The organism is Caballeronia sp. PC1, from assembly GCF_021353155.1.
Classification (GTDB): Bacteria; Pseudomonadota; Gammaproteobacteria; order Burkholderiales; family Burkholderiaceae; genus Caballeronia; species Caballeronia cordobensis.
The window spans coordinates 712,846-738,396 of record NZ_JAJUBH010000001.1 but is presented as its reverse complement, the minus strand read 5'-3'; the positions used below and the strand labels follow the sequence as shown (position 1 = coordinate 738,396).

The 25,551-nt window shown below is 63.7% G+C and carries 18 protein-coding genes; 4 read left to right on the top strand and 14 right to left on the bottom strand.

The features are described 5' to 3' along the window. Window positions 1–35: 35 nt before the first annotated feature. From zapE to typA, 5 genes are all read right to left on the bottom strand, one after another. Complete coding sequence (zapE, locus tag LY284_RS03595) at window positions 36–1,133, bottom strand: cell division protein ZapE (RefSeq protein WP_014191678.1); 1,098 nt, start codon at window positions 1,131–1,133, stop codon at window positions 36–38. Between the two features lie 78 nt (window positions 1,134–1,211). After that, window positions 1,212–2,642, bottom strand: coding sequence for a dihydrolipoyl dehydrogenase (lpdA, locus tag LY284_RS03590; RefSeq protein WP_014191679.1), 1,431 nt, complete (start codon window positions 2,640–2,642; stop codon window positions 1,212–1,214). Between the two features lie 90 nt (window positions 2,643–2,732). After that, the gene (gene odhB / locus LY284_RS03585; RefSeq protein WP_014191680.1) at window positions 2,733–4,025 is read right to left on the bottom strand and encodes a 2-oxoglutarate dehydrogenase complex dihydrolipoyllysine-residue succinyltransferase; all 1,293 of its coding nucleotides are present in this window, start codon (window positions 4,023–4,025) and stop codon (window positions 2,733–2,735) included. 83 nt (window positions 4,026–4,108) lie between these two features. After that, on the bottom strand, window positions 4,109–6,967 hold the full coding sequence (locus LY284_RS03580; RefSeq protein ID WP_045450738.1) for a 2-oxoglutarate dehydrogenase E1 component: 2,859 nt from the start codon (window positions 6,965–6,967) through the stop codon (window positions 4,109–4,111). A 299-nt stretch (window positions 6,968–7,266) separates the two neighbouring features. Then, a complete protein-coding gene (typA, locus tag LY284_RS03575) occupies window positions 7,267–9,093 on the bottom strand; it encodes a translational GTPase TypA (protein WP_014191682.1) in 1,827 nt (608 codons plus the stop codon). 307 nt (window positions 9,094–9,400) lie between these two features. On the opposite strand from typA, the gene LY284_RS03570 reads away from it, so the two are divergent. The 4 genes from LY284_RS03570 (at window position 9,401) to LY284_RS03555 (ending at window position 14,367) form a co-directional block, all read left to right on the top strand. Beyond that, window positions 9,401–9,907 carry a MarR family winged helix-turn-helix transcriptional regulator gene (locus LY284_RS03570; protein ID WP_014191683.1) on the top strand — a complete coding sequence of 169 codons (507 nt, stop codon included), beginning with the start codon at window positions 9,401–9,403 and terminating at the stop codon, window positions 9,905–9,907. Window positions 9,908–9,991: 84 nt separating this feature from the next. Continuing rightward, entirely contained in the window at window positions 9,992–11,503 is a 1,512-nt protein-coding gene (locus LY284_RS03565; protein WP_233384522.1) for an efflux transporter outer membrane subunit, read from the top strand. Window positions 11,504–11,555: 52 nt separating this feature from the next. Next, window positions 11,556–12,794 carry an EmrA/EmrK family multidrug efflux transporter periplasmic adaptor subunit gene (locus LY284_RS03560; protein WP_014191685.1) on the top strand — a complete coding sequence of 413 codons (1,239 nt, stop codon included), beginning with the start codon at window positions 11,556–11,558 and terminating at the stop codon, window positions 12,792–12,794. Window positions 12,795–12,807: 13 nt separating this feature from the next. After that, window positions 12,808–14,367: a DHA2 family efflux MFS transporter permease subunit gene (locus LY284_RS03555; RefSeq protein WP_014191686.1), complete on the top strand. Its 1,560-nt coding sequence runs from the start codon at window positions 12,808–12,810 to the stop codon at window positions 14,365–14,367. Window positions 14,368–14,371: 4 nt separating this feature from the next. On the opposite strand, the gene arsH is transcribed toward LY284_RS03555, so the two are convergent. The 9 genes from arsH to rluB all read right to left on the bottom strand — a co-directional run bounded on the left by arsH (window position 14,372) and on the right by rluB (window position 25,422). Beyond that, the gene (arsH, locus tag LY284_RS03550) at window positions 14,372–15,127 is read right to left on the bottom strand and encodes an arsenical resistance protein ArsH (RefSeq protein ID WP_014191687.1); all 756 of its coding nucleotides are present in this window, start codon (window positions 15,125–15,127) and stop codon (window positions 14,372–14,374) included. A gap of 15 nt (window positions 15,128–15,142) precedes the next feature. Next, a complete protein-coding gene (arsB, locus tag LY284_RS03545) occupies window positions 15,143–16,204 on the bottom strand; it encodes an ACR3 family arsenite efflux transporter (RefSeq protein ID WP_014191688.1) in 1,062 nt (353 codons plus the stop codon). Window positions 16,205–16,248: 44 nt separating this feature from the next. Beyond that, the gene (locus tag LY284_RS03540) at window positions 16,249–16,581 is read right to left on the bottom strand and encodes a helix-turn-helix transcriptional regulator (protein WP_041730478.1); all 333 of its coding nucleotides are present in this window, start codon (window positions 16,579–16,581) and stop codon (window positions 16,249–16,251) included. Between the two features lie 114 nt (window positions 16,582–16,695). Next, a complete protein-coding gene (truB, locus tag LY284_RS03535) occupies window positions 16,696–17,619 on the bottom strand; it encodes a tRNA pseudouridine(55) synthase TruB (protein ID WP_014191690.1) in 924 nt (307 codons plus the stop codon). Next, window positions 17,620–18,006: a 30S ribosome-binding factor RbfA gene (gene rbfA, locus LY284_RS03530; RefSeq protein WP_014191691.1), complete on the bottom strand. Its 387-nt coding sequence runs from the start codon at window positions 18,004–18,006 to the stop codon at window positions 17,620–17,622. A gap of 95 nt (window positions 18,007–18,101) precedes the next feature. After that, window positions 18,102–21,119 carry a translation initiation factor IF-2 gene (gene infB, locus LY284_RS03525; protein WP_041730479.1) on the bottom strand — a complete coding sequence of 1,006 codons (3,018 nt, stop codon included), beginning with the start codon at window positions 21,117–21,119 and terminating at the stop codon, window positions 18,102–18,104. Between the two features lie 93 nt (window positions 21,120–21,212). Continuing rightward, window positions 21,213–22,688, bottom strand: coding sequence for a transcription termination factor NusA (gene nusA / locus LY284_RS03520; protein WP_014191693.1), 1,476 nt, complete (start codon window positions 22,686–22,688; stop codon window positions 21,213–21,215). Further along, on the bottom strand, window positions 22,685–23,143 hold the full coding sequence (gene rimP / locus LY284_RS03515; RefSeq protein WP_014191694.1) for a ribosome maturation factor RimP: 459 nt from the start codon (window positions 23,141–23,143) through the stop codon (window positions 22,685–22,687). The genes nusA and rimP overlap by 4 nt, the downstream gene beginning before the upstream one ends. A 392-nt stretch (window positions 23,144–23,535) precedes the next feature. Continuing rightward, a complete protein-coding gene (rluB, locus tag LY284_RS03510; RefSeq protein WP_041730481.1) occupies window positions 23,536–25,422 on the bottom strand; it encodes a 23S rRNA pseudouridine(2605) synthase RluB in 1,887 nt (628 codons plus the stop codon). Window positions 25,423–25,551: the final 129 nt, after the last annotated feature.

Here is a 25,551-nt window from a genome sequence, read left to right as displayed (position 1 = left end):
GCCGTTTGGCTAACCGCCTGTTTTTGATTCTCGTATTAAGTCAGCGAGATATCCGTGACGCGTCGCGGCGCCTCCAGATATTCCTTCGACTGCATTTCGACGATGCGCGAGACGGTCCGCGCGAACTCGTTGGCCATCGGGCCTTCCACGTAGAGTTCCTCGGCGGGCACGGCCGCGGACATGAGCAGTTTCACCTTGTGGTCGTAGAACACGTCGATGAGCCACGTGAACCGGCGCGCTTCGGACGCCATGCGCGGCGTCATCTGCGGAACGTCCGAGAGAATCACCGCGTGAAAGCGGTTCGCCAGTTCCAGGTAGTCGTTCTGCGAGCGCGGGCCGCCGCATAGCGTCGCGAAATCGAACCATACGACGCCGTCTGCCTTGCGCAGCGCCTTGATCTCGCGCTTTTCGATATGCAGGATCGGGCTTTCGTCGGGCACTGCCGCGAGCTTCGCGAAATCCGCGCGCAGCGCTTCGCTCGCCGCCGCGCCGAGCGGCGTGTGATACGCCTTCACCTGCGAGAGCGTTTGCCGGCGGTAATCGGTGCCGGCATCGACGTTGAGCACGTCGAGATGCTCCTTGATGAGTTCGATCGCCGGCAGCAGCCGATCGCGATGCAGCCCTTCCGGATACAGCGTGTCGGGCTCGTAGTTGGACGTCATCACGAACTGCACGCCGTTCTTGAAAAGCCGGTCCAGCAGGCGATAGAGAATCATCGCATCGGCGATATCGGAGACGTGGAACTCGTCGAAGCAGATCAGCCGGAAACGCCTGGCGATGCGTTTGGCCAGTTCGTCGAGCGGATCGGCCTGCCCTTTCAGCTCCTCCAGCTCGCGATGCACTTCCCGCATGAACTCGTGAAAATGCAGACGCGTCTTGCGCTGCACGGGTACGACCGCAAAGAAGCTGTCCATCAGGAAGCTCTTGCCACGCCCGACGCCGCCCCACATGTAGACACCGCGCGGCAGATCCGGATGCACGAGAAACTTCTTGAGCGCGTTGGAGCGGCGCGACTTGTACGCGACCCATTCCTCGTAGCAGCGCTGCAGGCGCGCGACGGCCGCGAGCTGCGCCTCGTCGGATCGATAGCCGCGCGTGCGCAGTTCGTTTTCGTAATACTCGGTGACGTTCATCTTCTGCCGTTTGAAGTGACGAAGGCGAGCGGTTTGATCCGCTCGCCTTCGTTTAGCGATGCCTATCGAAGGCGGGTCTTACATGTTCAACGCGCGCTTGTCGACGGCGAGCGCCGCTTCACGCATCACTTCCGACAGCGACGGGTGCGGATGGCAAATGCGGCCGATATCTTCCGACGCCGCCTTGAACTCCATCGCGACGACCGCTTCCGCGATCAGGTCCGATGCGTCCGCAGCGATCACGTGCACGCCGAGGATCTCGTCGGTCTTGGCATCCGCGATCATCTTGACGAAGCCTTCCGCCTTGCCGATGCCCAGCGCGCGGCCATTGGCCATCATCGGGAACTGGCCGGTCTTGATCTCGCGGCCCTCGGCCTTGAGTTGCTGTTCCGTCTTGCCGACCCACGCGATTTCCGGTTCCGTGTAGATGACCCACGGCACGCAGTTGTAGTCGATATGCGGCTTCTGGCCGTCGATGATTTCCGCCACCGCCACGCCTTCGTCTTCCGCCTTGTGCGCGAGCATCGGGCCGCGCACCACGTCGCCGATCGCGTACACGCCCGGCACGCTCGTCGCGCAATGGTCGTCCACGTCGATGAAACCGCGCTCGTTGGCCTTCAGGCCGATGCTTTCCAGACCGAGGTTGTCGGTGTTCGGCACGCGGCCGATCGACACGATCAGGCGATCCGCTTCCAGCGTCTGAGCGTTGCCCGCGCTGTCCGTGTAGGCGATCGACACGCCGTTCGCGGACGTCTTCACTTCGCCGATCTTCACGCCGAGATGAATGTCGAGGCCTTGCTTCTTGAACTGCTTCGCGGCCTCCTTGGCGAGCGATTCGTCCGCTGCGCCGAGGAATTGCGGCAGCGCTTCGAGCACGGTCACGTCCGCGCCGAGACGCCGCCACACCGAGCCGAGTTCCAGACCGATCACGCCCGCGCCGATGACGGCGAGCTTCTTCGGCACGGCGTCGAACGACAGCGCGCCTTCGTTGTCGGCGATCAGCGTGTTGTCGACCGGAATGCCCGGCAGATGACGCGCCTTCGAACCCGTCGCGATGATCACGTTCTTCGCCGTGACGACTTCCGTCTCGCCTTCGCCCGACACTTCGATCTGCACGCCGGAAGCGTTCTTGCCGGTGAACTTGCCGTGACCCTTGAGCCACGTGATCTTGTTCTTGCGGAACAGGAACTCGATGCCCTTCGTCATCTTTTCGACGATGCCGTCCTTGCGCGCGAGCATCTTCGACACATCGAGCTTCACGTCCGACACGCTGATGCCGTGATCGGCCAGATGCTTCGACGCATTCTCGAATTCTTCCGACGACGCGAGCAGCGCCTTCGACGGAATGCAGCCCACGTTAAGGCACGTGCCGCCGAGCTTCAGCGCGCCGGCCGGGTTCTTCCACTTCTCGATACACGCAACCGACTTGCCGAGCTGCGCTGCGCGAATCGCCGCGATATAGCCGCCAGGGCCCGCGCCGATCACGACGACATCAAATTCTTTGGACATGACTTTCCTTGGTCTATCTCCGCTCTTGCGGAGGAGCCTTTTAGAAAGGCGCGCGCGAGCCTATCGCGCGCGCCCGAAGGCACTGTGCTCTTACAGGTCCAGCAGCAGGCGGGCCGGATCTTCCAGCGCGTCCTTCATCGCGACGAGCGACAGCACGGCTTCGCGGCCGTCGATGATGCGGTGGTCGTACGACAGCGCGAGGTAGTTCATCGGGCGGATCACGATCTGGCCGTTTTCGACGACCGCGCGTTCCTTCGTCGCGTGCACGCCGAGAATCGCGGACTGCGGCGGGTTGATGATCGGCGTCGAGAGCATGGAGCCGAACACGCCGCCGTTCGAGATGGAGAACGTGCCGCCGGACATTTCTTCGATCGACAGCTTGCCGTCCTTCGCCTTCTGGCCGAATTCGGCAATCTTCTTTTCGATGTCGGCGAGGCTCATCTGATCTGCATTGCGCAGGATCGGCACCACCAGACCGCGCGGCGAACCAACCGCGATACCGATGTCGAAGTAGCCGTGATAGACGATGTCGTTACCGTCGATCGATGCATTCACGAGCGGGAACTTCTTGAGCGCGTGCACGGCCGCCTTCACGAAGAACGACATGAAGCCGAGCTTCACGCCGTGTTCCTTCTCGAAGCGGTCCTTGTACTTGTTGCGCAGGTCCATGACCGGCGCCATGTTGACTTCGTTGAACGTCGTCAGGATGGCGTTGGTTTGCTGCGATTCGAGCAGACGCTCGGCGATACGCGCGCGCAGGCGCGACATCGGCACGCGCTGTTCCGGACGGTCCTTGAGCCACTGATCGGCCGATGCCGGCGCGGCAACCGACGGCAGCGAAGGCTTCGCAGCGCGCGCGGGTGCGGCGGCGGGCGCAGCAGCCTTCGCGGAGGCGGGTGCGCCCGCCTGTGCGGCGAGCGCGTCGCCCTTCGTGATGCGGCCGTCGCGACCCGAACCCGGCACCTGATCCGCCGACACGCCCTTCTCGGCCAGAATCTTGGTCGCGGCAGGCGACGCCGCGCCGCCCACAGCGCCCGCTTGCGCGGCGACCGGGGCAGCGGCGACCGGCTCGGCTTGCGGAGCCGGCTTCACTTCGGCGTCGCCTGCAGCGGCGACGGCTGCCGGCGCTTCGCCCGCTTTCGCTTCGGTGTCGATCTTCGCGATGAGTTCGTCGGCGGTGACGATATCGCCGTCGTGCTTGATGACTTGCGCGAGCACGCCAGCCGACGGCGCGGGCACTTCGAGCACGACCTTGTCGGTTTCGATCTCGATGAGGATTTCGTCCTGGGCGACAGCCTCGCCCGGCTTCTTTTTCCACTGCAGCATGGTCGCTTCCGAGACCGACTCGGAAAGCTGGGGAACCTTGACTTCTACGATAGCCATTTCTGTATTGTCCTGATGCGTGTCTGGGTGGTCGAACATCGGGACGGGAAGCGCTTCGCCTCTGCCGTCCCGATCAAGCCGAATTACTTCGCGATGGTCTGCGCGCCCTTCAGGCGGCCGAACGCGCCTTCCACGAGCGCCTTTTGCTGCTCGTAGTGCTTCGCGTAGTAGCCGACCGCAGGCGACGCCGAAGCCGGACGGCCGCTATAGGCCAGCTTCATGCCCTCGCGCATGCCTTCGCGCAGATGGTGCTCGATGTAGAACCAGGCGCCCTGGTTCTGCGGCTCGTCCTGCACCCACACGACTTCCGTTGCGTTCTCGTACTTCTTCAGCTCCGCGTCGAACTGCTTGTGCGCGAACGGATACAACTGCTCGATACGCACGATGGCGACATCGTTGCTCTTCGCTTCGCGGCGATGCGCAACGAGGTCGTAATACACGCGGCCCGAGCACGCGACCACGCGCTTGACCTTCTTCGCTTCGATGGCTTCGTCGACTTCGCCGATGACCGGCTGGAACGAGCCCTTCGCCAGTTCCGACAGATCCGACACGGCTTCCTTGTGACGCAGCAGCGACTTCGGCGTGGCGATGATGAGCGGCTTGCGGAACAGGCGGATCATCTGGCGGCGCAGCAGATGGAAAATCTGCGCCGGCGTGGTCGGCTGAACCACTTGCATGTTGTGATCCGCGCACAGTTGCAGGAAACGCTCGATACGCGCCGACGAGTGCTCCGGACCCTGGCCTTCGTAGCCGTGCGGCAGCATCATCGTGAGGCCGGAGACGCGGCCCCACTTCACTTCGCCCGACGAGATGAACTGGTCGATCACGACCTGCGCGCCGTTCACGAAGTCGCCGAACTGCGCTTCCCACGCGACGAACGTGTTCGGCTCGGCCGTCGAATAGCCGTACTCGAAACCGAGCACCGCTTCTTCGGACAGCACGGAGTCGATGACCGTGAACTTGGCCTGGCCTTCCGCAATGTTCTGCAGCGGAATGTACGTGCCGTCGTTCCAGCGCTCGCGGTTCTGGTCGTGCAGCACCGCGTGACGGTGCGTGAACGTGCCGCGGCCCGAATCCTGACCGGTCAGGCGCACGGCGTAGCCCGACGCCACCAGCGACGCGAACGCGAGATGCTCGCCCATGCCCCAGTCGAGCTTGGCTTCGCCCAGACCCATTGCGCGGCGATCGTTGATGACGCGCTCGACCAGCGGGTGAACCTTGAAGTTCTCGGGAATCGTCGTGATGCGCTCGGCCAGACGCTTCAGTTCAGCGAGCGGGACAGCGGTATCCGCGGCATCGGTCCACTTGCGGTTCAGGAACGGCACCCAGTCGACCGCGTACTTGCTCTTGTAGTTCGAGAGCACCGGATCGACCGTGTGATGGCCTTCGTCCATCGCCTGGCGATATTCCTTGATGAAGGTGTCCGCGTCTTCGGCCGTGATCACGCCTTGCTGCACGAGCTTTTCGGCGTAGACCGCGCGCGTGCCCGGGTGCTTGGCGATGGTCTTGTACATCAGCGGCTGCGTGACCGCCGGCGTGTCCTGCTCGTTGTGACCCAGCTTGCGGAAGCAGATGATGTCGACGACCACGTCCTTGTGGAACTTCATGCGGAAGTCGATCGCCAGTTGCGTCGCGAGCACGACGGCTTCGGGATCGTCGCCGTTGACGTGCAGCACCGGCGCTTCAATCATCTTGACGACGTCCGAGCAATACAGCGTCGAGCGCGCATCGCGCGGGTCCGACGTGGTGAAGCCGATCTGGTTGTTGATGACGATATGCAGCGTGCCGTGCGTGCCGTAACCGCGCGTCTGCGCGAGGTTCAGCGTTTCCATCACGACGCCCTGGCCCGCGAAGGCCGCGTCGCCGTGCACTTGCACCGGCAGCACTTGCAGGCCTTCCTCGTCGCCGCGGCGGTCCATGCGCGCCTTGGCCGAGCCTTCGACCACCGGATTCACGATTTCCAGGTGCGACGGGTTGAACGCGAGCGACAGGTGAACCGGGCCGCCTTCGGTCGCGACGTCCGACGAGAAGCCCTTGTGGTACTTCACGTCGCCGGCCGGCAGGTCATCGACGTGCTTGCCTTCGAATTCGGCGAAGAGGTCCGCCGGCATCTTGCCGAGCGTATTGACCAGCACGTTCAGACGGCCACGGTGCGCCATGCCGATGACGATTTCCTGCACGCCGTTCTTGCCCGCGTGACGCACGACTTCGTCCATCGACGCGATGAAGCTCTCGCCGCCTTCCAGCGAGAAGCGCTTCTGGCCGACGTACTTGGTATGCAGGAAACGTTCGAGGCCTTCGGAAGCCGTCAGACGGTTCAGGATGTGCTTTTTCTTCTCGTTCGAGAAGTTCGGCGTCGAGCGGATCGACTCCAGCTTCTCCTGCCACCAGCGCTTCTGCTCCGGGTCGCTGATGTACATGAATTCAGCGCCGATCGTGCCGCAGTAGGTGTCGCGCAGCGCCTTGACGATGTCGCGCAGCGACGCCTGCTCGAAGCCGAAGTACAGGTTGGTCGAGTTGAACACCTGGTCCATGTCGGCTTCGGTGAAGTCGTAGAAACCGGGTTCGAGCTCGGGAATGGCGGGACGCTCGCGGCGCTTCAACGGGTCCAGATTGGCCCATTGCGTGCCCATGAAGCGATACGCGCCGATGAGGGACTGAACGTGGACTTGCTTGCGCGCGGTCGTGAGATCGCCGGTGCCTTCGCGGGGAATGAAGGCATTCGCCTTCGCACGCTGGGCGAAGGATTCGACGATGGGGCCGTGAGCCACGTCGTTGTGCGCCGTGCCGTCGGAGGCAGGCACGTTCTGCAACGCGTCGAAGTAGGCGCGCCAGGTCTCGGGCACTGACGCAGGATTATCGAGATATTGCTCGTACAACTCTTCGACGTACGGAGCATTACCGCCGAACAGATAAGAGTTCGACTGGAATTGCTTCATCATTTTACGCTCACCTTTCTTCGAGTTTCTCGAGGAAGTGCGGGTTACGAAACCTTCCGCGCCACGGCCTGACCGTTTAGCGGATTGCGCGAATCAAGTCTGCTTGGAAGGACCTAAAAAGCGACAGCTAATCTGCGAAGCATAGCACAGAACCAATGGTCATATGACCGAAGGTCGCATGTGCGCCCTGCCCGCGTTCCTTCTGCAACGGGCATTTGCGGGCGTTTTCGGGATTAGCAAGAGGCGGCGGCGGATAAACAAAAGCCGCCCGAAGGCGGCTTTTGTGCACCGAAACGCGCAGCTTACTCAGCGTTGGCTTCGCGGCTCGCGCGGCGACGCTCGTGCTCTTTCAGATGGCGCTTGCGCAGGCGAATGGACTGCGGCGTGACTTCCACGAGTTCGTCGTCGTCGATGAACTCGACCGCGTATTCCAGCGAGAGCTGGATGGGCGGCACGAGACGCACGGCTTCGTCAGTGCCCGATGCACGCACGTTGGTCAACTGCTTGCCCTTGATCGGGTTCACGACGAGGTCGTTGTCGCGGCTATGAATGCCGATGATCATGCCTTCGTACAGCGCATCGCCCGGCGACACGAACATGCGGCCACGATCTTGCAGCTTCCACAGTGCGTAGGCGACCGCCGCGCCATCGTCCTGCGAAATCAGCACGCCGTTGCGACGCTCGCCGACCGAGCCTTCTTTTACCGGCGCGTACGAATCGAACGTGTGGCTCATCAGGCCCGTGCCGCGCGTGAGCGTGAGGAATTCGCTCTGGAAGCCGATCAGGCCCCGCGCCGAAATCTTGTACTCGAGACGCGTGCGGCCACGGCCATCGGAGGTCATGTCGAGCATTTCGCCCTTGCGGCGGCCGAGCTCTTCCATCACGCCGCCCTGATGCTGGTCTTCGATATCGACAGTCAGGTTTTCATACGGCTCGCACTTCACGCCGTCGATTTCCTGCAGCACCACGCGCGGACGCGACACCGCGAGCTCGTAACCTTCACGGCGCATGTTCTCGACGAGAATCGTCAGATGCAGTTCGCCCCGGCCCGACACTTCGAACGTGGTTTCGTCCCCGGTGTCTTTCACGCGCAGCGCGACGTTGTGATTCAGTTCCTTCGTGAGACGGTCGCGAATCTGGCGGCTCGTCACGAACTTGCCTTCCTTGCCCGCGAGCGGCGACGAGTTCACGAGGAAGTTCATCGTGAGCGTCGGTTCGTCGACGGTGATCATGGGCAGCGCTTCGGGATTGTCCGGCGAGCAGATGGTCACGCCGATGCCGATTTCCTCGATGCCGTTGATCAGCACGATATCGCCGGCCTGCGCCTCTTCCACTTGCACGCGCTCCAGGCCGTGGAACGACAGCACCTGGTTGATCTTGCGGTTGATGATCGCGCCGTCCGGACCCGAGCGCACGGCAACCTGCATGCCGGGGCGGATACGTCCGCGCGCGACACGGCCCACGCCGATACGGCCGACATACGAGTTGTAGTCGAGCGACGTGATCTGCAGTTGCAACGGACCGTCCGGATCGGCCGGGCGCACCGGCACGTGCTCGAGAATCGCTTCGAACAGCGGACGCATGGTGCCTTCGCGCACGTCCGGATTCAGGCCGGCAAAGCCGTTCAGGCCCGATGCGTAGACGATCGGGAAATCGAGCTGCTCTTCGGTCGCGCCGAGTTTGTCGAAGAGATCGAACGTCTGGTTGATCACCCAGTCGATGCGCGCGCCCGGACGGTCCACCTTGTTGACGACGACGATCGGCTTCAGGCCGAGCGCGAGCGCCTTCTTCGTGACGAAGCGCGTTTGCGGCATCGGGCCTTCGACGGCGTCGACGAGCAGCAGCACGGAATCGACCATCGACAGCACGCGCTCCACTTCACCGCCGAAGTCCGCGTGTCCGGGCGTATCGACGATATTGATGTGCGTGCCTTCGTATTCGACGGCGCAGTTCTTCGCCAGAATCGTGATGCCGCGTTCCTTTTCGATGTCGTTCGAGTCCATGACCCGCTCGGCGACCTGTTGATTTTCCCGGAACGTGCCCGACTGGCGGAGCAACTGGTCGACGAGCGTGGTCTTGCCGTGGTCGACGTGGGCAATGATGGCGATATTGCGGAGGGCGCGAGTCATAGAAAGATGTCTTGGTTGTGCGCCGTCGGAGCGAGTCTCCTGAATGAGACTCCATGGCTCGGCAAGCCCCTCTCGATAGCGTCATGCAAGCATGACAAAACGGGCCCGGCGCGGTGAGAACCGTAAATTATAGCACGCACGAATGACGGTTCCTCGCAATAGGACGCAACCCGCAAAATCCGCCCGCCCTGCGCACGACCGCGGCGCCCGGGGATTGTTAAGCGTTTTCATAAATACTCTTGCCGTTTTCGATATACGGCGACTATAATGCTGCCTAGTCAACTATTGCATCCGCACCGTTATTTCGATGAGCGACACCCCGAAATCCTCGGCGATCGGCGATTACGTGCTTGCTGAAAGCGTCGGCTATCTGATCGGCCGAGTACGCTCGACCATGTGGAACATGGTCACGCAGCACACGTCGTCGGAGCTTGGCATCACCGGCACACAGGCAAGCATCGTCTTCATGCTGGCCGTCGGCAAGTGCTGGACAGCGGCGGATATCGCGCGCGAATACGGCATCGACGCCAGCGCGGTGACGCGCCTGATCGACCGGCTCGAAAAGCGCGGCCTGCTCTCACGCGTGCGCAGCGAGGAAGACCGGCGCGTCGTGCGCCTCGCGCTCACCGACGAAGGCCAGGCGACCGCCGAAAAGATTCCCGCCATCTTCGCGCGCGTGCTCGATCATCTGCTTCTGGGCTTCACGCCCGAGGAAGTCGGCTTCCTCAAGAGCATGATGAGGCGCATCCTCGCGAATTCCTGCGATCCGTCCGTCGCATCGCTGGTCGGCGGAAACGATAAGCCTGGTACGTAATTGCGGCGTCAAGCAAATCGTCGGCCCGAAGCCTACAAATTCATTGCAACGTCCACTTTTAACTCTCATCCCGAGAGACGAGTTATGAACTTCATCTCCCAGTCCGCGCAACGCTCGCGAAGCCGTGTGAAAAGCGCCGCGGCCGCGGCCGTCACGGCGTTCGCCATCGCCGGCTGCGCGAACTACGCGGGCATTTCGAGCGACAAGCAGATCGCGTCGGCGGACCATTTCGAAGCCGCGCAAAGCGTGCCCGGACAAGGCGGTCAGTGGCCGACGCTCGACTGGGCAAAGCAGTTCGGCGACCCGCAGTTGCCGCAGCTCATCGACGAGGCGCTCGCGGACAGCCCGAGCATCGCGCAGGCGCAGGCGCGCATCGCGAAGGCGTCTTCGTATATCGAAAGCTCGCGCTCGGCGCTTTATCCGAAAGTCACCGGCTCGTATTCGTGGACGCGCGAGCTGTACTCCGCCAACGCCCTCTTTCCGCCGCCCTACGGTGGCACGTGGTTCAGCGAGAACAACGCGCTCGCGAGCGCGTCGTGGGAACTGGATCTCTGGGGCAAGAACCGTTCGCGCCTGAACATGGCGGTATCGCAGCAAAAGGCCGCCGAGGCCGACATGCAGCAGGCGCGCGTGACGCTCGCGGCGTCGGTGGCGCGCACGTACAACCAGCTCGCGCTGCTCTACGCGCTGCGCGATGTCGCCGCGCGCGAGATCGCCAACCGGCAGGACGTGGGACGCATCACGGACGGGCGCGTCGCGGCCGGGCTCGACACCAACGTCGAGCGCCGCACGGCGGAAGGCAACGTCGCGACGAGCCAGACCAATCTTTCCGAACTCGACGGCCAGATCGAAACCGTCCGCTATCAGCTCGCCGCGCTGCTCGGCAAAGGCCCGGACCGCGGCCTGCAGATCGCCAAGCCGGTGATCGATCCCAAAGCGAACGTGACGCTGCCCGACAACGTGCCCGCCGATCTCGTCGCGCGCCGCCCGGATATCGTCGCCGCGCGCTGGCAGGTCGAGGCCGCGACGCACAACATCAAGGAAGCGAAGGCCGAGTTCTTCCCGGACGTCAATCTCGCCGCAGCCTTCGGTTTCGACGCGTTCGGCTGGAGCCGCTTCCTGCAGGCGAGCAGCCGGCAGATTCAGATGGGGCCCGCAATTCACCTGCCGATCTTCGACGCCGGCGCGTTGCGCGCGCAGTTGAAAGGCCGTTACGCCGATTTCGAAGGCGATGTCGCGAACTACAATCAGACGCTCATCAGCGCGCTGAACGATGTCGCGACCAACATTTCCGCGATTCGCGCGCTCGACCGGCAGGCGGCCGACGCTCAACGTGCGCTCACGGCGGCGACGAGCGCCTACCAGCTCGCGGTGATCCGCTACAAGGCCGGTCTGTCGCCGCAGTTGCAGGTGCTCAATGCCGACGAAAACCGGCTCGCCAACGAGCAGACCGTGACGAACCTGCGCCTGAAACGCACCGACCTGCAGATCGCGCTGATCAAATCGCTCGGCGGCGGCTTCGACGCGACGAGCACGAATCTCGCGATCGACGGCAGCGGGCAGCCCCAGGCATCGAATCAGGCCGCGCCGCAGTAAGCGACACGCAAGAACACGCATCAAGACCAATACGGAATATTCGGAGTCTTTCATGAGCGACCCTCAACAAACCGCAGCCGCGCCCGCGCCGAAGCAAAGCAACGGCAAACGCCGCCGGCTGATGACGCTGATCGTGCTCGTCATCATCATCGCCGCCGTCGCGTACGGGCTGTACTACTTCCTCGTCGCGCGCTTTCACGAATCCACCGACGACGCCTACGTGAACGGCAACGTCGTGCAGATCACGCCGCAGGTCGTCGGCACGGTGATCTCCGTGAACGCGGACGATACGCAAACCGTGAAGATCGGCGATCCGCTCGTCTCGCTCGATCCGGCCGACTCCAAGGTCGCGCTCGATCAGGCCGAGGCGAATCTCGCGCAGACCGTGCGTCAGGTGCGTACGTTCTTCGTCAACAACAACCAGTACGAAGCGCAGATCGCGCTGCGCCGCTCGGATTTATCGCGCGCGCAGGACGATCTTAAGCGCCGCATGCAGGTGGCGCAGACCGGCGCGGTCTCGCAGGAAGAAATCTCGCACGCCCGCGACGCGGTGCGCGGCGCGCAGGCCGCGCTCGACGCCGCTGAGCAGGAACTCGCGTCGAACCGCTCGCTGACCGCGAACACGACGATCGCCGATCACCCGAACGTGCTCGCCGCCGCCGCCAAGGTGCGCGACTCGTACATCAACTTCGCGCGTAACACGCTGCCCGCGCCGGTGACGGGCTATGTCGCGAAACGCTCGGTACAGGTCGGCCAGCGCGTGTCGCCCGGCAATCCGCTGATGGCGATCGTGCCGCTCAACGCCGTGTGGGTCGATGCGAACTTCAAGGAAGTGCAGTTGAAGCACATGCGCATCGGCCAGCCGGTCGAACTGACCGCCGACCTGTACGGCTCGGGCGTCGTGTTCCACGGCAAGGTGATCGGTTTCTCGGCCGGCACGGGTTCGGCGTTCTCGCTCCTGCCCGCGCAGAACGCGACGGGCAACTGGATCAAGGTCGTGCAGCGCCTGCCGGTGCGTATCGAACTCGATCCGAAGGAACTGGAGCAGCATCCGCTGCGCATCGGGCTGTCGATGAATGCCGACGTGACCATCAAGGACGAGCAAGGCGGCCAGTTGGGCAACGCGCAGAACACGGTCTATCAGACCAACGTGTTCGACAACTACGGCGCGCAGGCCGATCAGGAAATCGCGCGCATCATTCAGCAGAACGCGGGCACGGGCGCGGGAACGTCGTCGTCGGCCGCGCGCGGCAAGGCGACGAAGTCCGCATCGGCCGCGAAGCTGATGTAAGCGGACTCGCCTCATGTCTTCGCAAAACGTCGTTCATCCGCCGCTTTCGGGCGGCAAGCTCGTCATCGGGACGATCGCCGTGTCGCTCGCGGTGTTCATGAACGTGCTCGACACGTCGATCGCGAACGTCTCGATTCCGTCGATTTCGGGCGATCTCGGCGTGTCGTCGGACCAGGGCACGTGGGTCATCACGTCGTTCGCCGTCGCCAATGCCATTTCGGTGCCGCTCACCGGCTGGCTCACGCAGCGCATCGGGCAAGTGAAGCTGTTTCTCGGCTCGATCATCCTGTTCGTGATCGCGTCGTGGCTCTGCGGTCTCGCGCCGACGCTGCCCTTCCTGCTCGCCGCGCGCGTGTTTCAAGGCGCGGTCGCCGGCCCGATGATTCCGCTGTCGCAAACGCTGCTGCTCGCGAGCTATCCGCGCGAAAAGGCGCCGATGGCGCTCTCCATGTGGTCGATGACCACGCTGATCGCGCCCGTCGCCGGTCCGGTGCTCGGCGGCTGGATCTCGGACAACATTTCGTGGCCGTGGATCTTCTACGTGAACATCCCGGTGGGCATCGCGGCGGCCATTGCAACATTCGCGATCTTCCGCGACCGCGACTCGGCGATCCGCAAGGCGCCCATCGACAGCGTGGGTCTCGGGCTGCTCGTGATCTGGGTCGGCTCGCTGCAGATCATGCTCGACAAGGGCAAGGATCTCGACTGGTTCAACTCGACGACGATCGTCGTGCTCGCGCTGATCGCGGTGATCTCGTTCGCGTTCTTCATCGTGTGGGAGCTGACGGCGGAGCATCCGGTCGTCGATCTTTCGCTCTTCGAACTGCGTAATTTCACGGGCGGGACGATCGCGCTGTCGATCGGCTACGGACTCTACTTCGGCAATCTCGTGCTGCTGCCGTTGTGGCTGCAGACGGATATCGGCTATACGGCAACGAACGCCGGTCTCGTGATGGCGCCCGTCGGTCTCTTCGCAATCCTGCTTTCGCCGATCACGGGCAAGTTCCTGCCGCGCACCGACCCGCGCTATATCGCGACGGCCGCGTTCCTCGTGTTCGCGCTGTGCTTCTGGATGCGCTCGCGCTATACGACCGGCGTCGATACGTGGGCGCTCACGGTGCCGACGCTGATTCAGGGTATCGGCATGGCGGGCTTCTTCATTCCGCTCGTGTCGATCACGCTGTCGGGTTTGCCGGGGCATCGCATTCCAGCGGCGTCGGGGCTGTCGAACTTCGTGCGGATCATGTGCGGCGGCATCGGCACGTCGATCTTCTCGACGGCGTGGGAACATCGTTCGATCGTGCATCACGCGCAACTGGTCGAAGGTGCGAATTCGTATAACCCCGTGTTCGCGAACTCGATGCAGCAGATGCACGCGCTTGGCTACTCGCAGGAGCAGACCTACGGCCTGTACAACAGCATGGCCACCCAGCAGGCCGCGCAGCTCGGCGTGAACGACATGTTCTATATCTCGGCGGGGATTTTCGTCGCGCTGATCGTGCTGATCTGGATCACGCGGCCCGAGCGTTCTGGCAGCGGGGATTCCGCGGCGGCGGCTTCGGCGGCACATTGATCGCTCACTGCGCCTCGCCTTCGTCGGTATCGGCGTTGGCTTCGTGATCCATGGCCGTCGCAGCGAGTGTCCTTGCCTGCTCACCGCCCGATTCCTTGCGTTCGCTGTAACGATCCGTGAGGTAGTCGGAACGGTCGCGAATCAGCAGCGTGAACTTCACGAGTTCCTCCATCACATCGACGACGCGATCGTAGTAGGACGAAGGCCTCATTCGTCCTGCCTCGTCGAACTCCTGCCAGGCCTTGGCGACCGATGACTGATTGGGAATGGTCACCATGCGCATCCAGCGGCCGAGCACCCGCAACGCATTCACCGCATTGAAAGACTGCGAACCGCCGCAAACCTGCATGACCGCGAGCGTGCGGCCTTGCGTCGGCCGAATGCCCGCAGACTCCAATGGCAGCCAGTCGATCTGATTCTTGAACACGGCGGTGAGCGTGCCGTGCCGCTCCGGACTGCACCACACTTGCCCTTCGGACCACTCGGAGAGCTTGCGCAGTTCGACGACCTTCGGATGATCGGCCGGCACGCTATCGACCATCGGCAGGCCGGAGGGATCGAAGACGCGCGTTTCGGCCCCGAACGTTTGCAGCAGGCGTTCGGCTTCGTGCGTGAGCAGGCGACTGTAGGACGTCGGTCGCAGCGACCCGTACAGCAACAAGATGCGCGGCGCGTGCGTGGAGACCCATCGAGGGCGCAACTTCTCGTTGTCCGGGATGTCAGTGTGGGCGGCGCACAGGTTCGGGAGATCTGAAAACATGTCTTTGATAATCGATCAAGTGGCTTCGTACCAGCGTCGAGAGCGATTGACGACGCCCACCACCAGCAGCATGACGGGCACCTCGATGAGCACGCCGACGACCGTGGCGAGTGCCGCGCCCGAGTGAAAGCCGAAGAGGCTGACGGCGGTGGCAACGGCCAGTTCGAAGAAGTTGCTTGCGCCGATCAGACTCGACGGTCCGGCGACACAATGCGCGACGCCGAGGCGGCGATTGAGCAGATAGGCGAGGCCCGAGTTGAAGAACACCTGAATCAGGATCGGCACGGCCAGCATCGCGATGACGAGCGGCTCCCGCACGATCGCTTCGCCCTGAAAACCGAACAGCAGCACGAGCGTCGCGAGCAGCGCCGCGATCGACCACGGACCCAGGCGGGCGACCGTGTGCCGGAAGTGCGCTTCACTGCGTGCCAGCAAGCGCTTGCGCAGCCATTGTGCAAGCAGTACCGGAATGACGATGTACAGGCCAACCGAGGCGATCAGCGTTCCCCAGGGCACCGTGATCGAAGAAAGCCCGAGCAGCAGCGCGACCAGCGGTGCGAAGGCAACGACCATGATCGCGTCGTTGAGCGCCACCTGCGAGAGCGTGAAATAAGGATCGCCCTTGCACAGTTGCGACCACACGAAAACCATGGCCGTGCAAGGCGCGGCCGCCAGCAGAATCAGGCCCGCGATGTAGCTGTCGAGCTGGTCGGCAGGCAGCCAGCCGACGAAGAGGTGGCGCACGAAGATCCATCCGAGCAAGGCCATCGAAAACGGCTTGGCGAGCCAGTTCACGAATAAGGTCACGCCGATGCCCCGCCAGTGACGGCCGACTTGCGCGAGCGCGGCAAAGTCGATCTTGACCAGCATCGGGATGATCATCACCCAGATCAACACGCCGACGGGAAGATTGACCTGCGAGACTTCCATGCTGCCGAGCGCGCGAAAGAATCCCGGAAAGCGTTGCCCGAGCCCGATGCCCGCGACGATGCACAGCGCCACCCACAGTGTCAGGTAGCGCTCGAAAAAGCCGATGGACGGCTCGGTGTGACTGCGTGGCGTGTCGGTCGTGCTCATCGGTTTTTCGACGGGTTGCTTCTCGGTCTGCATGGCGCTGCGCTTCACGCCGAATCGCCGCAGCAGTTCGACGGCTTGCCGAGCTCGCATGGCGCGCCCGCGCAACAGTTTTCGGTCAGAAAACCGATCAGGCTGCTCATGGCCCCGAAGTTCGCCGTGTAAAAAACATAGCGCCCCTCCTGACGCGCGGTGACGAGTTCCGCGTGCGACAGATCCTTGAGGTGGAATGACAGGCTCGATGGTGCAAGGCCAACCTGCTGAGCGATCTCGCCGGCGGCCATGCCTTCTGGGCCGGCCACGACGAGCGCTCGAAACACCGCGAGTCGGGATTCATGAGCGAGCGCGCCGAGCGCGCGTACGACGAGGTTCGAGTCCATGTTCGCAACGTTAGCGTAGATGATTCGACATTTCAACAAATATCGAAACATCAATCGCGTTTCACAATGGAACAGACGAGAGACATATCTCTCGCCTTCTCTACACAGCCTGAATCATTGCGCCGTGACGACCAGTCTTTCCGGCGCCAGCACGCCCTCTCCGGCTTTCGCCACGCCCAGCAGGCGGCCGTCATTTTGCGCATAAACCCGCACGCGGCCTTCGTCGAGCCGCGTCGTCGCGACATCCGCGAGACGAAGGCGCTGGCCGTGGAGGAAGCGTCTCGCCGCTTCTTCGTCGAGACGGATTTCGGGAAACGTGGATAACAGCGCGTCCACCGGTTGCAGACGTTCGTCGCGCTCGGCTTCGCTCAGGATCGCCAGCTCATCGAGCGTCACGGCATGGTCGACCGTCAGTGCGCCGACGCCCGTGCGCCGCAACGCCGTCAGATGCGCGCCGCAACCGAGCACCTCGCCGATGTCCTCGGCAAGCGTGCGCACATAGGTGCCCTTGCTGCACGTCACGCGAAACGTCACGAGCGGCAATGCGCACGCGATCAACTGCAATGCGTGGATCGTCACCGGCCGGCCTTCGCGCTCGACGGTCTGCCCGGCGCGCGCGTATTCGTAGAGCGGTTTGCCGTCGCGCTTCAAGGCCGAGTACATCGGCGGCACTTGCACGATGTCGCCGAGAAACTTCGTCATCGCGTCGCTAACTGCCGCTTCGTCGCACGTCACGTCGCGCGTGTCGATGGCTTCGCCTTCGGCATCGCCGGTCGTCGTGCGGATGCCCAAACGCATCGTCGCTTCGTAGGTCTTGTCGGCGTCGAGCAGGTCTTGCGAGAACTTCGTCGCTTCGCCAAAGCACAACGGCAGCAAACCGGTCGCGAGCGGATCGAGCGTGCCGGTGTGGCCCGCCTTCTTCGCGAGATAGATGCGCTTCACCTTGATGAGCGCATCGTTGCTCGACAGCCCGAGCGGTTTGTCGAGCAGCAACACGCCGTCGAGCGCGCGGCGCGGAATCTTCGGACCGCCTTTCACTTATGCGCCTTCCTGATCGTCTTCAGCGTCTTTCGCGCGCGTCGCGTTCGCTTCGTCGATGAGGCGCGACATCTCGACGGCCTTTTCGATCGTCTGGTCGTAGTGGAAATGCAGCGTCGGCACCGTGTGAATGTGCAGGCGCTTGAACAGCAGATTGTGCAGATGACCCGCCGCGTGATTCAGCCCTTGCTCGGTCGCCTTCGGATCGCCTGTCAGCGTCGTGAAGTAGACCTTCGCGTGGGCGTAATCGGGCGTGAGTTCGACGCTCTGAATCGTCACGAGGCCGATGCGCGGGTCTTTCACCTCGCGCATCAGCTCCGAGAGATCGCGCTGGATCTGATCCGCAATCTGCACGTTGCGGTTGGTGGATGTCTTTCTTTTAGCCATGATGTCGTTCCGTTTTCTTAGCCGCCGCCGCTTCAAATGAAAAGGGCGGAGCGAGCCGCCAGGCCCACCCCGCCCTTTTCTCAGCGGCTAGCGCATTACAGCGTGCGCGCCACTTCCGTCACTTCGAAGACTTCGAACTGATCGCCTTCGACGATGTCGCTGAAGTTCTTGATCGACATACCGCACTCGAAGCCCTGACGCACTTCCTTGACGTCGTCCTTGAAGCGCTTGAGCGAATCGAGTTCGCCGGTGTGGATCACGACGTTGTTGCGGATCACGCGCACCGACGAGGAACGCTTGACCACGCCGTCCGTGACCATACAACCCGCGATCAGGCCGACCTTCGGCACGCGGATGACCTGACGCACCTCGACCGTGCCCGTCACCGTCTCGCGCTTCTCCGGCGCGAGCATGCCGGACATCGCCGCCTTCACTTCATCCACTGCGTCATAGATGATGTTGTAGTAGCGGATATCGATGCCGTTCGCCTCGGCCACCTTGCGCGCCTGTGCATCCGCACGCGTGTTGAAGCCGATGATGACCGCCTTCGAAGCGGTTGCCAGGTTGACGTCCGATTCGCTGATCGCGCCGACCGCGCTGTGCACGATCTGCACGCGCACTTCGTTGGTCGAGAGCTTCTGGAGCGATTGCACCAGCGCTTCCTGCGAGCCCTGCACGTCCGCCTTGACGATGAGCGGCAGGTTCTGCACTTCGCCTTCGCCCATTTGCTCGAGCATGTTTTCGAGCTTCGCGGCCTGCTGCTTCGCGAGCTTGACGTCGCGGAACTTGCCCTGACGGAACAGCGCGATTTCGCGCGCCTTGCGCTCGTCCGGCAGCACGATGACTTCCTCGCCCGCGGCCGGCACTTCCGACAGACCCTGGATTTCCACCGGGATCGACGGACCCGCCGACTTGGTCGACTTGCCGGTTTCGTCCAGCATGGCGCGCACGCGGCCATAAGCGCTGCCCGCCAGCACGACATCGCCGCGGTTCAGCGTGCCCGACTGCACCAGAATGGTCGCGACCGGGCCCTTGCCCTTGTCGAGCTTGGCTTCGATCACGAGACCCTTCGCGGCCGCTTCGACCGGCGCGGTCAGTTCCATCACTTCTGCTTGCAGCGACACGTTTTCCAGCAGATCGTCGATGCCCTTGCCGGTTTTCGCCGACACTTCGAGGAACGGCGAATCGCCGCCGTACTCTTCCGGCACCACGCCTTCCGCGACGAGTTCCTGCTTCACGCGGTCGGGATTGGCGTCCGGCTTGTCGATCTTGTTGATCGCGACGACGATCGGCACGCCGCCCGCCTTCGCGTGAGCGATCGCTTCCTTCGTCTGCGGCATCACGCCGTCATCGGCTGCAACGACCAGAATGACGATGTCGGTTGCCTTCGCACCGCGCGCACGCATCGCCGTAAAGGCTTCGTGACCCGGCGTGTCGAGGAAGGTGATGACGCCGCGCGGCGTTTCGACGTGGTAAGCGCCGATATGCTGCGTGATGCCGCCCGCTTCGCCCGCCGCCACTTTCGCGCGACGGATGTAGTCGAGCAGCGAAGTCTTGCCGTGGTCGACGTGACCCATCACCGTAACGACCGGCGGACGCGGCAGCTTTTCCGCCGTGTCTTCGGTAGCTTCGCCTTCGATCAGCAACGCTTCCGGATCGTCCAGCTTCGCCGCGACCGCGCGATGGCCCAGTTCTTCGACGACGATCATCGCCGTTTCCTGGTCCAGCACCTGATTGATCGTGACCATCTGGCCGAGCTTCATCATCACCTTGATGACTTCCGAAGCCTTCACCGACATCTTGTGCGCGAGGTCCGCCACCGAAATGGTTTCCGGCACGTGGATTTCGCGGATGATCGGCTCGGTCGGCGCCTGGAACGACGTCTGTTCCTGATGCTTGCCGCGTCCCTTCGGACCGCCGCGCCAGCCGCGATCGACGCCGCCGCTGGAGTCGCCGCGCGTCTTGATGCCACGGCGCTTCGATGCGTCGTCCTGCGACCAGCCGCCCTTGCCGCCGGCCTTCTTCTTGTCGCCAGCGCCTGCCGGAGCCGTCGATGCGGGCGCTGGCGCGCCGCCAGCCGCCGGCTTCTTCGCAGCGGGACGCGCAGCCTGCGCGCCTTCCGGCTTCGCGGGCTTGTGCAGCGTGCCCTTCGCTTCGGCTGCCTTCGCTTCCGCCGGCTTCGCAGCGGCAGGCGCGGGTTCCGGCGCCTTGACCTGCGCCTTGCGCGGCGTGTTCATCATTTCGCGGATCGCGCGCGCTTCCGCTTCCGCGGCCGCACGGCGCTTCGCGATGGCTTCCTGTTCCAGACGCGTCTTTTCGGCGGCGGCCTTCGCTTCCTCTTCCGCCTTCTTCGCGGCTTCGCGCTGCGCGGCGCGCTCGCTCGCGGCCTTTTCTTCCGCGGCCTTCTCGGCCTTGGCGGCGGCTTCGCGTTGTGCGTCTTCCGCTTGCTTGTCGGCCTGCTTGTCCGCTTGCTTATCGGCCGGCTTCGCTTCCGCCGCCGGCTGGGTGCGCGCTTCCTGACGCGCGGCCTGCGCCGCACGCGAGATTTCCGCTGCCTGAGCCGCAGCCGCAGCACGGCGCGCCGCCTCTTCTTCCTGCTTCTTGCGCTCGGCTTCCGCCGCTTCCTCGCGGGCGCGGCGTTCGGCTTCCTCGCGTTCGAGTTGCGCCTGGCGCTCCTTCAGCTCGCGCTCTTCGCGCTCGAGCTGCTCGGCGGCGTGGCGCGCTTCTTCTTCGCGGCGCTGCAGTTCGGCTTCGTCGACTTCCGGCTCTTCGACGTGATTCGCCGCCGCTTCGGTCTGCTCCAGACCGGCTTCGTCACGTTTCACGAAAACACGCTTCTTGCGCACCTCGACCTGAATGGTGCGAGCTTTACCCGTTGCGTCGGATTGCTTGATTTCCGACGTATGCCGGCGGGTCAAAGTGATCTTGCGCTTGTCGGCGTCGGCGGAACCGTGCGACTTGCGCAAATGATCGAGCAGACGCGCCTTGTCCGTCTCGGACAGGTCGTCGTTCGCGCTCGCTTTCTGGACGCCAGCCGCCTGCAACTGCTCGAGCAGGACGCCCGCAGGCATTTTGAGTTCCGCGGCAAATTGGGCTACGTTGTTACTCGCCATTCATTCCTCTTGATGCAAGGACATACCCTTGCGGTTAGATCGGGGTCACGCGGCCGAACTGGCCGCCAAATTTCAGTGCGCCATGGTCATTTCTCACTGGAACCAGTGTTCACGTGCTTTCATGATCAACGCCTTAGCGGCATCCTCTTCCATACCGGTCATTTCGACCAGTTCATCTACAGCCAGCTCCGCGAGGTCGTCGCGGGTCTGAATCTGGTGCTCCGCGAGCTTGGCCAGCAGCTCGTTGTCCATGCCGTCGAGACTCTTCAGATCGAGCGCGACGCCTTCGACTTTCTCTTCGTTGGCGATGGCCATCGTAAGCAGCGCGTCACGCGAGCGATTACGCAGCTCGTGCACGGTGTCTTCGTCGAAGGCTTCGATTTCGAGCATTTCGTTGAGCGGCACGTAGGCGATCTCTTCGAGGCTCGTGAAGCCTTCGTCGATCAGGATGTCGGCGACTTCCTCGTCCACATCCAGACGCGCCATGAACAGCTCGCGCAACTTGCCACGCTCTTCGTTCTGTTTCAACGCCGATTCGTCCGGCGTCATGATATTGATTTGCCAGCCCGTGAGCTCGCTGGCGAGCCTGACGTTCTGGCCGGCGCGGCCGATGGCGACCGCGAGTTCGTTCTCGTCCACGACGACGTCCATCGCGTGCTTTTCTTCATCGACGACGATGGACTGGACGGCTGCCGGCGCAAGGGCGCCGATCACGAACTGCGCGGGATCTTCCGACCATAGCACGATGTCGACGTTCTCGCCACCGAGCTCATTGCGCACGGCCTGCACGCGCGAACCGCGGATGCCGACGCAGGTGCCGATCGGGTCGATCCGCTTGTCGTAGGCGATCACCCCGATTTTCGCACGCACGCCGGGATCGCGCGCGGCGGCCTTGATTTCGAGCAGGCCCTGTTCGATTTCCGGCACTTCGAGTTCGAAGAGCTTCATCAGGAACTCGGGCGCGGTGCGCGAGAGCTCGATCTGCGGACCGCGCGCGGTGCGGTCGACCTTCGCGATGTACGCGCGCACGCGGTCGCCCACGCGCAGGTTTTCCTTCGGAATCAGCTGATCGCGGCGCAGCAGCGCTTCCACGCGGCCCGATTCGACGATGAAGTTGCCCTTGTCCAGGCGCTTCACCGAGCCGGTCATGATCTTTTCGCCGCGCTCGAGGAAGTCGTTCAGGATCTGCTCGCGCTCGGCGTCGCGCACCTTCTGCAGAATGACCTGCTTGGCGGCCTGCGCGCCGATGCGGCCAAATTCGATCGACGGAATCGGCTCTTCGATGAAGTCGTCGATTTGCGCGTCCGGCTTCTGCTCTTTCGCTTCGAACAGCAGGATTTCCTGATCCGGCTCCTGCAGGCCGGCCTCGTCCGGCACCACGCGCCAGCGGCGGAAAGTTTCGTGCTCGCCGCTTTCACGGTCGATCGCGACGCGGATATCCACGTCTTCCTCGAAGAGCTTCTTCGTAGCGGAAGCAAGCGCAGCTTCCAGGGCTGCGTACACGACGTCCTTGTTGACGTTCTTTTCGCGTGCCAGCGCATCCGCCAGCATCAGTACTTCGCGACTCATTGTTTGCGGCTCCTAAAGTCAACCTTGGGGACGAGACGAGCTTTATCGAGGTCCGCGAGCGTGAAATCGAGCATCGCGGCGCCGTCCTTCCCTTCAAATTCCAATCCGATCTTGTCGCCTTCGGGGGCGTGCAGGATGCCGCGGAACGATTTGCGTCCGTCCAGCGGCTTTTTCAATGTAATGGAGACTTCGCTTCCCGCGAAGCGCTCGAAATCGGCGAGCTTCTTGAGCGGGCGGTCGAGCCCCGGCGACGAAACCTCGAGCCGGTCGTAGTCGATGTTCTCGACTTCGAGCAGGTATTGGAGCTGGCGCGTGACCTTCTCGCAGTCTTCGATGGCGATACCGGCCGGCTGGTCGATATACACACGCAACATGCCGCCTCCCGAACGCTCGAGATCGACAAGCTCGTAGCCCAGGCCCGAGACCGTGGTTTCTATCAATTCCGTCAGTTGCACAGTAACTCCAAGGTGTTCGCGCGCTCCACGCCGAAAACACCTGCGGGCGAGCGCCTCTCATGCGGGCGCGCACCCCTCTCTCCCGAGATGCCGAACCGAAAAGCCAAAAAAAAATGGGCGCAACGCCCATCTTTTTCAACCGAGATCGCACTCAGGGCAGAAAGAAAACTACGTGCCCAGCGACTTCATGATTTTAGCCATTTTTCAGGATAAACGCAAACGTAAAGCGCGCTTTCGAGCGTGTTGAAGCCCGTTTCGCGCCAATTCCGCCTGCGTGGTCCCCGAACCGAAGCGCACGATTTTGCACCGCCGAAAGCGCGGCCGGGCGGAATGCTTTGCCCAAACACTGCTTCACGGCAGCTTTTTTGCACTTCGTTACGCTTCCCGTTCGCTCAACGACCGCGCGAGCGATTACGCGCGCCGCGCCCGGCGCCGGCCTTGCCCTGCCCCGTGCCTTGCTGCGCGCCGCCCTGACGATTGCCGCGCTGCGCGTTGCCGCCGGCCGTGCGCTTGCCCGCGCCGCCGCCCATGCCCTGCGGCGCGCCTTGCGGGCGGGCGCCGCGCGGGGCCGGACGGGCGCCATTCGCACGATTGCCGTTCGGTTCGTTGCCGATGCGGTTGCCGTTCGGTTCGCGTCCGCCGCGACGGCCCGTGCCGCCGGCATTGCCGGGACCCGCATTGCCGCCGCCAAAACCTCCCATGCCGCCCAGTCCGAAGCTGCCCGGCATGCCGCCGCCCGGTTGACCGCGCCGGCCGCCGCGTCCCGGCGTCTGCTGCGTCATGCGCGAATGCGAACTCAGCACCGGCTCGCGCGTGATGAAGCCCATCGACGTCTGCATCGGATCGGGTTGCACGCGCGGCGCGGCGCTGCGTCCGCCCTTCTCGGCCGTGGGCACTTTCAGCCCGACCGATTCCAGCAGGCTGCGCACCTGATTGTCTTCGAGCTCTTCCCAGCGGCCGCGCTTGAGTCCGCGCGGCAGGGCGATCGGACCGTGACGCGTGCGGATCAGCCGGCTCACCATGAGTCCCGCCGCTTCGAACATGCGGCGCACTTCGCGATTGCGGCCTTCCGCCAGCGCGACGTGATACCAGTGATTCGTGCCCTCGCCGCCGCCGTCCTGAATACGCAGGAAGTTTGCGGGACCGTCGTCGAGTTCGACGCCTTTCAGCAGCTTCTGCTTCATCGCTTCCGACAGCTGGCCGACCACGCGCACCGCGTATTCACGCTCGACGCTGTAGCGCGGATGCATGAAGCGGTTCGCCAGATCGCCCGACGTCGTGAGCAGCAGTAGGCCCTCGGTGTTGAAGTCGAGACGCCCGACCGCGAGCCACTTGGCCGTTTTCATCGACGGCAGCTTGTCGAACACGGACGGACGGCCTTCCGGGTCCGCGTGGCTGACGATCTCGCCCGTCGGCTTGTGATACAGCAGAATGCGCGGCGGCTTGCTCGCGAGCTTGCGCTTGAGCGGCTTGCCGTTGATGCGCACCTGGTCCGTCGGCATGATGCGCTGGCCGATGTGCGCCGGCTCGCCATTCACCGACACCCGCCCGGCGATGATCAGTTCTTCCATGTCGCGGCGCGAGCCCATGCCCGCGTCGGCGAGCACCTTGTGCAGCTTCGGCGCGTCCTCGTCCGGTTCCAGCACGCGCTTTTGCTGGGGCGCATTGCGGCCACGGCGCAGCATCGGCGCGCGCACGCCGCCCGAGCCGTTGTCGGCGTCGAAGGCGGGCGAGGTCACATAGGCGAAGACATCGTCGACGGCGGCGTGCGCGGCGCTCTCGACCGTCGCGGGGCCCGCGTCGTTGCGCTTGCCGCGCTTTTGCTGCGCGCCCTTGCGTTGTCCGCCTTCGCGGGGCGCGGGCGCGGCGACCTGCGCCACGGCTTCGTCGGGAGCACCGGCGCCGGCCTCAGCGGCGTCGGGGCGCGCGTTCTTGCGGCCACGCGGATTCGCGCCTTCGCTCTTGCGCGGCCGTGCGTTCGGGTCCTTGCGCGGCGTGCGCACCTGCGCGGCGACGACGCCATCGGGCGGCGTCTCGTTCACCGCGCCCGGAGCCGCGGGTTCGCCTTCGCCGCCCTTCGTCTTTGCGACAGCGCGTCGCCGCGCGATCAGGCTGCGCGGTCCGCGGCGCAGTCCGCGACGCGGACGGTCATCGCCCTCGCCGCCTTCCTCGGTGCGATCGGTGCGCGTGCGTTCGCCGGCGTCGGCCGACTCAGGGGCGTCCGCGGCGTGCACGGGGCGCGCGGATTCGGGCGAATCGCTGTCGTGGGAGTGTGTCAAAACAACCTCAAATGTCGAATCGCGCGCCCGTCGCGGGCGCGTCTAAAAATCCGCTGATCGCACCGGCTGGTCGTCTCGAAATGATCTTTATGGAGAGCCGGTTTGCGAAATCAGGGGCCATGCAATCTG

What these genes read in the sequence shown, in the direction of transcription:
- LY284_RS03560 (WP_014191685.1), top strand. Translation starts at nt 11,556, where the DNA reads ATGAGCGACCCTCAACAAACCGCAGCCGCGCCCGCGCCGAAGCAAAGC.
- arsB (WP_014191688.1), bottom strand. Translation starts at nt 16,204, where the DNA reads ATGAGCACGACCGACACGCCACGCAGTCACACCGAGCCGTCCATCGGC.
- LY284_RS03565 (WP_233384522.1), top strand. Translation starts at nt 9,992, where the DNA reads ATGAACTTCATCTCCCAGTCCGCGCAACGCTCGCGAAGCCGTGTGAAA.
- odhB (WP_014191680.1), bottom strand. Translation starts at nt 4,025, where the DNA reads ATGGCTATCGTAGAAGTCAAGGTTCCCCAGCTTTCCGAGTCGGTCTCG.
- lpdA (WP_014191679.1), bottom strand. Translation starts at nt 2,642, where the DNA reads ATGTCCAAAGAATTTGATGTCGTCGTGATCGGCGCGGGCCCTGGCGGC.
- nusA (WP_014191693.1), bottom strand. Translation starts at nt 22,688, where the DNA reads ATGAGTCGCGAAGTACTGATGCTGGCGGATGCGCTGGCACGCGAAAAG.
- rbfA (WP_014191691.1), bottom strand. Translation starts at nt 18,006, where the DNA reads ATGGCTAAAAGAAAGACATCCACCAACCGCAACGTGCAGATTGCGGAT.
- infB (WP_041730479.1), bottom strand. Translation starts at nt 21,119, where the DNA reads ATGGCGAGTAACAACGTAGCCCAATTTGCCGCGGAACTCAAAATGCCT.
- LY284_RS03555 (WP_014191686.1), top strand. Translation starts at nt 12,808, where the DNA reads ATGTCTTCGCAAAACGTCGTTCATCCGCCGCTTTCGGGCGGCAAGCTC.
- LY284_RS03540 (WP_041730478.1), bottom strand. Translation starts at nt 16,581, where the DNA reads ATGGACTCGAACCTCGTCGTACGCGCGCTCGGCGCGCTCGCTCATGAA.
- arsH (WP_014191687.1), bottom strand. Translation starts at nt 15,127, where the DNA reads ATGTTTTCAGATCTCCCGAACCTGTGCGCCGCCCACACTGACATCCCG.
- LY284_RS03570 (WP_014191683.1), top strand. Translation starts at nt 9,401, where the DNA reads ATGAGCGACACCCCGAAATCCTCGGCGATCGGCGATTACGTGCTTGCT.
- zapE (WP_014191678.1), bottom strand. Translation starts at nt 1,133, where the DNA reads ATGAACGTCACCGAGTATTACGAAAACGAACTGCGCACGCGCGGCTAT.
- LY284_RS03580 (WP_045450738.1), bottom strand. Translation starts at nt 6,967, where the DNA reads ATGATGAAGCAATTCCAGTCGAACTCTTATCTGTTCGGCGGTAATGCT.
- typA (WP_014191682.1), bottom strand. Translation starts at nt 9,093, where the DNA reads ATGACTCGCGCCCTCCGCAATATCGCCATCATTGCCCACGTCGACCAC.